Below are 6,948 nucleotides of genomic sequence, written 5' to 3'. Positions count from 1 at the left end.
TGCTTTTACGCACCAAAAAAAATCAGTTTCTTTTCGGCCTTCCATTTCGCCTAATTTTCAGGTTTTCACGATTTTTCTTAAATGCACCACAACGGTCTCGGCTATGAGTAGTTGCGTGGGTTAGCACTTAACTTGCAAGTACACACCAAACTGAAAATCCGTGAGGATTTTCAGAAGTAGGCGAGAACAAGCAATTACTTATAGCCATTGTTAGGCAAAGTTATTTTTAATTTATTCTTTATTCGATTCGTATAATGCAACAAAATCAGATTCTTTCAATATTCTGATGTTCTGTCCATTATTTTTCAGTTCTTCTGCTTTTCTGTGTTTCGAGCTTTTTTCCTTTCCCGAAAGTTTACTTATGTCTTGGTCTCCAACCACTAAAAGAGTTGTTTTTTTTGTAACTCCATTTACTACTTTACAACCTATTTCAGATGCAAGTACTGAAGCTTCTCTTCTTGGAATTTGTAATGAACCTGTAAAAACTAAAACTTCTCCATATAGATTTCCATTTGGATTTCCCTCTTTAGAAACGGAATCACTATAATTTCTCGCATTCGCTAAAATTGGATTATTTACTCTTATAAGCCAATCATCAATGGTATTATCTTTCTCTTTAATTGCGGAAATTAAAATATGTGCGCAAGCTTTAGCATCTTCTAAAGCATCGTGGTGGTTAAAAGAGAAATTCAATTTTTTACAAACATTCGCAAGACCGTATCCTTTGTATGCAAATTCTTCCCAACATCTTCGTGAAACTTTTGCTGTGTCAATCCAATTGTTTTGAATTGTAGGAAGTCCATATTTTTCGCAAGTCCGATTTATTGAAACTCGGTCAAAATGAGTGTGGCAAACGCAAATGTAATTTTCCAAATGTTGTTTAAGAAATTCGTAAACTTCTGGGAATTTTGGACTGTCAACAACATCTTCTTCTGTAATATTATGTATTGATTCGTTCCAAAAATCAAAGTAATCTTCTGGGTTTAGTAGACTTGACCATTCTTTTTTGATTTGACCATTTTCATAAATAACAAATCCAATTTGGCAAATTGATGCCATATCAGAATTAGCTGTCTCAACGTCAATTGCCAAAAAGTTCATTAGAAAGGATTTTTAAGTTTTTCCAAGTCCATTGTAAATGTTACGGTTACTCCTGTTCTTGTACAAGTCAAAACCATTTCTTCGTCCATATCTATATTCAAGTCTTCTCCACGTAACGCTTGCCATTCGGCAATGTAATTTAATGCTCCGATTTTTTCCTTTTTCTTCAAGACTTTTTCAACTCCGCCTTTATATCCAAGAACAGGCAATTCACCTCTTTTTGCTTTTTCAGCTAATTCAGGTTCTTTTATTGCTAAAGCTCTACCAACTTCATAATTTTTTATCAATCCTTTATCTTCTCGTCTCCAAGTCTCTTCCCAAGTTAGATTCTTTCTATCAGGTTCTGAAAAGCTTCTGTAAATTCTTGTCATTGTCGTTGGTTTTAATTTTGCCTAACGGTCTCGTATAACCGTCAGTTACGGGTTTAAAGTTAATGATTTTCGGTTTAGCAATGGCTTTAGCAATTCCGCGTGGATTCGGACGTAGTCGAATCCGCCGTAATTGCGGTTATACATTGTTGTAAAACGTTTTTTTAGCATATTTTTATAGATTCCAACTCATTAAAGTCCGTTTTATATTTTCCGCTTTAATGAGATAAAACGTTGTCCAGAGAATTGCCCAAAGAATAAAAGTCAAAAAGAAAAAAATCAGATTAATTCCATCAGATTCTAAATCCAAGTATACAAACATTATAGTCAGAACTAATGCTCCAATAAAATTGTATATGGTTGCATTTTTAATACTCATCTCTATAAGTCCTGTTAGGAAATTCCAACCAACTAATCTGTCAGTTATTTTTATTTTTTCAGGATTTGAGAAGTCAATTATAATTCTTTGAGCTAAATCCAGTTTGACTATTATCTGGTCATTTTTCTTTTCAAATTTATAGTCAAACTTATTCAGTAATTGTTCAGTTTTTTCTATTCCCATAATTTTTGTCTAAATGTTTTACAACGGTAACGTATAAGAATAGTAGCGGATTTTATACACTTACTTTTCGTTTTGTTACTGTCGTTTGATTTATAAATTTCATTTCGTTTTAGCGATGAAACCGCTATTATTTTTATACAATGTTAGCCACTGTTATTTTTAGTATTTATCATCATCTTTCACTTTGATATTTGTTAAGTCAAGTAAGTATAAACAGGCATTACTAAACTCCTTATTTGGTGAATTTGAATGATGAGCTTTAAATGATTCGTGCTTTTTTCTTTCTAAAGTCCAAGTTGCTCCATCTGTCATTGGTATATATTTTTCATTTGGCAAACTATCAAAACTTGAAGCCTTTACAATTTCTTCGAACTCTATCCATTCTTTTAGACGTAGTTTTTTCTTACCTGATTTTTTTAAACCTTCTGGTTCATAGCCACCCGCACCTTTTCCAACTTTCCAATACAACATTATCTCATTTTCAACTTTCTCAATTCTAATTGCAATCGGATGATGAAAACTTCTTAACCAAGTAAAACGATAAATAATTGAATTTTGCTTTAATTCCTTATTGTAAAGGCAATCTTCTTTTAGGTCACTAAGTTGAACTTGAAGCCATTCAGCTGTACCTTTCCCTGATTCAATTTCAAAGAGGTAGTCTGTGGAAAAATCACATTCCCAATTATCTGTTAGATTGGTGAAATAGTATGACGGAAAATAGCATTGATTAAAATCTCTTTCAGCGTCTTTTGGAATTGGTGTTTGGTCACTCTGTTTTAAAAAGCATTCAAGTTGTCTTATTGGATAGTAAATAATATCTCTTTTGTCTTTCCTTAAATCCCAAACTTGGTACAAATAATTTAATGAACTATCTGCTGCGTTTTCAAATGTTGATCTCTTTACAGCTTTTTCTTTGACAGCTATTGTGGAATCAATTAATTTATCTACAAAATCAAATCCCCAATCTTGCTCTTTCTCCAAAGGGAAAATAAAATCTTTATAATATGCTTCTGCCAACTTAAAAACTATTATTGAATCGTTGGGACTGATTGCAAGAGCCTGTTTTAAATATTTTACTTTACGTCTATTGTATTCATCCTTATCTCTATAATCAAGTTCAAGAAACAATAATTCTGACCGCAAAAGATATGGTTCAGTTTTGTCTGGAAATTTGTTAATCAAATTGTCAAAGTAGATGGAAACAGAATCAATTTTTCTGTCATAGTAGTATCTGCAGATATATTCTGTAGCTCTAAAATTAAATGGGTCTATCTCTTGTAATCTCTTTGCTTTTTCAATTTTGTCACCATATTTTTCAGAACTACTATACCAAGACAAATCATATTCAAGCTCTTGTATTGTCTGTCCAAAAGAGTTTGATGTCAATATCAAAAAGTAAATTAAGATTAGTCTATTGTTCATTCTTGGGTTATGTCTTTTTAATAGTGGCTAACGGCTTTGGCTATGAGCAGTTGGGGATTTTTTGCTCTTACTTTTCAATTTAGCACAGACCTTCGTTTTAGGTTTTAATTTTCGGTTAAGCACTCAAACCCCAATTGCTTATAGCCGTTGTTGTGTGGCGTATTTTTTTTTCAGATTTTCAAAATCCGAATTAGTTAATATTTTAATGTTACAATTTTTATTTTCGTTCAGTTCGTGTACTTTTTGAATTTTCGACCAACCAAAGTCAGCTCCGATAACAACAAAATCGACTTTGCTCGTAATTCCAGATTTTATTATTCCGCCATTTTGTTCGATAAATTTTTTTGCTGTACTTCTGTCTGTTGTTATTTCTCCAGTAAAAATAAATCCTTTGTTCTTAATCTCAATTTTTTCGAGTTCTCCGTCTTTTAGTGAATACGCTTGAACATAATCAAGATTTTGATTTTTAATTTCGGCTATTTCTTTTTGTCGTGTTATTTTTTCTTGAATTTCTCCGAAGCTCAAAGTTTTTATCAAACTCTCATAATCAGGATAAAGTTCTGCAAGTTCGCCAAATACATAAGCACAAACTTTTGCATCTTGCTCAGGATTATGTTTGTCAATATATTCAATGTTAAATTTTTCTGCGAGTTCAGCTAACCTTTTTGAATTTCCTGTTTTCTCCGCAAGTTGCATTGTGTCCAAGTAGTTAATATTGAAATCTGAAATTGAATAGTGTTCAAAGAGGTTTTTTAAAACACTCAAATCCATACTTGCGTTATGGAACACAATTAAGTTTTGATTAAAATATTTTGAAAGTTCAAATTCCCAAAGTTCATCAAAAGTCATTGCGTAATCTACATCTTCGGCTGTAATTCCGTGAATTCCAATATTTCTGCTTGAGAATTTTTCGGTTTCTGGTGGTTTGATGTGAAAACTTGTTTGATAAGCTATTCTGTCGTTTTTTATGAAAACTAATCCTAAAGCACAAGCACTAACTCGGTTTTGATTTGCTGTTTCAAAGTCAATTACAATATGGTCAAATTTACTGTCGAAATATTCAGGAAAATTATGAGGATTTTTAAATTCAGATGTCGAAACTTTTTGTTTAATCGCTTGCTCGTATTGAGGTTTAAATTGAATTCCGTTTGCTTTTGCTTTCTCGTACCATTTTTGCAAATGAGGTGCAAAAGTTAATTCCACAAAGTTGTAGAATAGAAATTCATTTTCCGTTTGAGGATTTATTCCGCTAACTGAAATTTCAATCGGATTTTCTATTTTTTCTTTCTTTTTGAACCAATTAAACATTGTTAAATTCGATTTTCGGTTTTTTGGTCAATATGACACACAACGGTCTCGGCTATGAGTAGTTGCGTGGTTTAGTACTTAACTTTGCAAGTACACACCAAGTTGGAAATTCCGCAGGAATTTCCAAAGTAGGCGAGAAAAAGCAATTACTTATAGCCATTGTTGTGCAACGTTTTTTATTCAAATAATTTTACTTGGTTAGGGTCAATTCCGTTTTCTATTTCGCTATTTGGATGAAATGAAATGAGACTTTCGTTTATTCCACAATCCACTAATAGTTTAGTGTTTTCATCTATTTTATCTTTTGAATGATAACTTACTTTCCAAGTAACATTGGCTGCATTAATTTTCGTAGCGATATGCTGAAAATATTTTTTATCCACTTCTGATAAAGAGTGCCCAATAATTACAATTTCTTCGATTTCATTCAGACTGTCAAAATAGCCTTTATTTTCGTCAATAATTTGTTCACTTTGTTTGTAAGTCTCAACGAAGTAATTATCTAGGATTTCATTTCCTTCTGTTATTCTTACATCTTGGTCTTCAATTCCTTGAACATCATTAAATGAAGCAATATCAGCAGGATTTCTACTATGACCAAGAATTAACAAGGAGTCTTTATCTATCGCTTTGTTGTGAATATGAAAAATATTTTTTGTTGAAATATTATAAATCACTTCTAAAGTTCTAGTGTAATTGAAATTTATAAATCTCGCATTTCCATCTAGACCAAATTCATTGGCATTGTTGTGATTTTTTATTTCTAATGATAAAATCCAATCGGTAAAATGGCGTTTTAAGGAAACCGTTACAATACCAATTTTCCTTTCTAATTCGTATTGATAATCGTGGTGCATAGAATCACTCCAATCTGGATGGCTATATGATTCTAAAAAGTTCATTGCATAGTCAACAATTTCATCTGTATCTAGATGTTCAAGAGTTGATTCAAAATCAGACCACAAGTCATCTGGATTAAAATAAGTATTCAATTCTTCATACAAATCGTTGTCCACTTGTTCAACATACTCTCTGAAATTCCAATATCCTGAAGGAATTCCGTGATAGAGGTCAAAACCATTTCCTATTATGTATAATTTCTTTCTATTCAATTTTTTGTTCAAATGTTGCACAACGGTCTCGGCTATGAGTAGTTGCGTGGGTTAGCACTTAACTTTGCAAGTACACACCAAACTGAAAATCCGCGAGGATTTTCAGAAGTAGGCGAGAACGAGCAATTACTTATAGCCATTGTTGTGCAACGTTTTTTTATTTTCTTTACCACGAATGAAAGTAATACATAAAACTTCCATCGTTTTTTAAATATAGTGTAAATCTTTCTCCTTCTGAATACATATGAGCAACAGTCGCAACAGAATTATATTCCATAGGATTTTCGGTAAAATGTAATTCGGTTAAATTTCTGTCCGACAATCCTGTAATTGCCTTTTGCCAAATTATATTTCCGTTTTTGTCTTTACTTGCAAGTATAGTTTTATCATCAGCTTTTGAAACAGTTAAAGTTCCGAATTCAGTTTCCTGCGTTTTAGTTGGTTTTAATTTCGATTCCTCGTTATAGTCAACTCCATAAAAAGGTCCGTCATCAAAAGTTGCTGTCATTTTCGGCAGATATTCCACGTTTTCGACTTGAGAATAGAAGTCAGCACGTAAAAAGTCAATCTTTTCAGCGATTGATTTTTTTTGAAATTCGGTTGAATCAATTTCTCTAATTTTTAAATAGATTTCTGAAATTTTATTGAAATAATTTGTGTCAATATTTTGATTGCAATTCGGATGATATTCAGCTAATTGGTATACAATCATCGGAATTATAAAGTTAGTCTTAATTTCAGATTTGCCTCTGTCTTTGGCAAAATCCATTTTGGATAGTCCATCAAGTTCAGATTCCGGCCACTTTATAATCTCCATTTTGTCCAAACCAAAAAAGTCGAGATACTTTATTTCATAACAGTCTTGAGCATCTTGTCCGAATAAAGTCAGATTTATAGCTAAAAATAATATTGTTAAAATTCGATTTTTCATTTTTTGGTCAAATGTTGCACAACGGTTAGTATAAAAGAAGTAGGGCTGAAAATAAGCGATTAATTTTCGGATTAACCATAAGCCAAATCTTTTGCATTTTGTTTTATTATTTCTCTAAAAGCCAAATCAAAAGATTTGGCGACC

The 6,948-nt window shown here is 32.0% G+C and carries 7 protein-coding genes; all 7 read right to left on the bottom strand.

All coding sequences use genetic code 11. From position 1 onward, the window contains the following. Positions 1–231 precede the first annotated feature (231 nt). The 7 genes from K8344_RS13535 to K8344_RS13505 all read right to left on the bottom strand — a co-directional run bounded on the left by K8344_RS13535 (position 232) and on the right by K8344_RS13505 (position 6,804). Complete coding sequence (locus K8344_RS13535; protein ID WP_237609212.1) at positions 232–1,101, bottom strand: exonuclease domain-containing protein; 870 nt, start codon at positions 1,099–1,101, stop codon at positions 232–234. Beyond that, positions 1,101–1,472 carry a hypothetical protein gene (locus K8344_RS13530; RefSeq protein ID WP_237609211.1) on the bottom strand — a complete coding sequence of 124 codons (372 nt, stop codon included), beginning with the start codon at positions 1,470–1,472 and terminating at the stop codon, positions 1,101–1,103. Before K8344_RS13530 ends, K8344_RS13535 begins: the two co-directional genes overlap by 1 nt. Before the next feature lie 172 nt (positions 1,473–1,644). After that, a complete protein-coding gene (locus K8344_RS13525; RefSeq protein WP_237609210.1) occupies positions 1,645–2,031 on the bottom strand; it encodes a hypothetical protein in 387 nt (128 codons plus the stop codon). A 159-nt stretch (positions 2,032–2,190) separates the two neighbouring features. Continuing rightward, the gene (locus K8344_RS13520) at positions 2,191–3,453 is read right to left on the bottom strand and encodes a tetratricopeptide repeat protein (RefSeq protein ID WP_237609209.1); all 1,263 of its coding nucleotides are present in this window, start codon (positions 3,451–3,453) and stop codon (positions 2,191–2,193) included. Between the two features lie 138 nt (positions 3,454–3,591). Continuing rightward, complete coding sequence (locus K8344_RS13515; RefSeq protein WP_237609208.1) at positions 3,592–4,761, bottom strand: exonuclease domain-containing protein; 1,170 nt, start codon at positions 4,759–4,761, stop codon at positions 3,592–3,594. A gap of 176 nt (positions 4,762–4,937) precedes the next feature. Then, positions 4,938–5,873 carry a bacteriophage abortive infection AbiH family protein gene (locus tag K8344_RS13510; RefSeq protein WP_237609207.1) on the bottom strand — a complete coding sequence of 312 codons (936 nt, stop codon included), beginning with the start codon at positions 5,871–5,873 and terminating at the stop codon, positions 4,938–4,940. A 166-nt stretch (positions 5,874–6,039) separates the two neighbouring features. Then, positions 6,040–6,804, bottom strand: coding sequence for a hypothetical protein (locus tag K8344_RS13505; protein WP_237609206.1), 765 nt, complete (start codon positions 6,802–6,804; stop codon positions 6,040–6,042). Positions 6,805–6,948 lie beyond the last annotated feature (144 nt).

Origin of the sequence: Aequorivita xiaoshiensis, assembly GCF_022008395.1 — a bacterium.
GTDB classification, from domain to species: domain Bacteria; phylum Bacteroidota; class Bacteroidia; order Flavobacteriales; family Flavobacteriaceae; genus Aequorivita; species Aequorivita xiaoshiensis.
The sequence above is the reverse complement of the archived record's forward strand: the minus strand, read 5'-3'. Positions and strand labels throughout refer to the sequence as shown.